A 795-nucleotide genomic window follows, 5' to 3' on the forward strand; every position below is an offset into this window, starting at 1 on the left:
GTGCCGGACGGGGCCACCCGTGAAGAGGTTCTGGCGCTGGCCAAAGAAGTGGAAGCGGCGGGCGCCAGCCTGATCAATTCCGGGATTGGCTGGCACGAAGCGCGTGTGCCCACCATCGTGACCTCTGTGCCCAGAGCCGCCTTTGTGGACGCCACCCGCCAGGTGAAAGACGTGGTTTCCATTCCCGTGGTGGCCTCCAACCGCATTAACGATCCGGACGTGGCAGAAGCCATTCTGGTCGCTGGCCAGGCGGATGCGGTCTCCATGGCGCGCCCGTTGCTGGCGGACCCGGATTTCGTGAAGAAAACCGAGCAGGGCAAGGCGGATGAGATCAACACCTGTATCGCCTGTAACCAGGCGTGCCTGGACCATACCTTCCAGCTCAAGCGGGCGTCCTGTCTGGTCAATCCCCGTGCTTGTCACGAGACCGAGTTGTTGTACCTGAAAACGGCCAAGCCGAAAAAAGTGGCGGTCGTTGGTGCCGGCCCGGCGGGCTTGTCCTGTGCCACGGTGGCGGCAGAGCGAGGCCATGCGGTGACCCTGTTTGATCAGGCGGGGGAAATTGGTGGTCAGTTTAATATGGCCAAGGTAGTGCCCGGCAAGGAAGAGTTTCACAACACCATTCGCTATTTCAGCAAAAAACTGGAAAGCACCGGCGTTACCATGAAGCTGAATACGCGCGTTGAAATTGCCGATCTGGAAGCGGCGGGCTTTGACGAAATCGTGATTGCTACGGGTGTGGTTCCGCGTACCCCGGGCATCCCCGGTGTGGATCATCCCAAGGTGTTGTCTTAC

1 protein-coding gene is annotated in these 795 nt (G+C 60.0%); it reads left to right on the forward strand.

Going from position 1 to position 795, the window contains the following annotated elements; all coding sequences use genetic code 11:
- Positions 1-795 (forward strand): FAD-dependent oxidoreductase (locus A3730_RS28345; RefSeq protein WP_156501427.1); only part of this gene is annotated, 795 nt, incomplete at both ends.

It is taken from the genome of Alcanivorax sp. HI0044 (assembly GCF_001634945.1).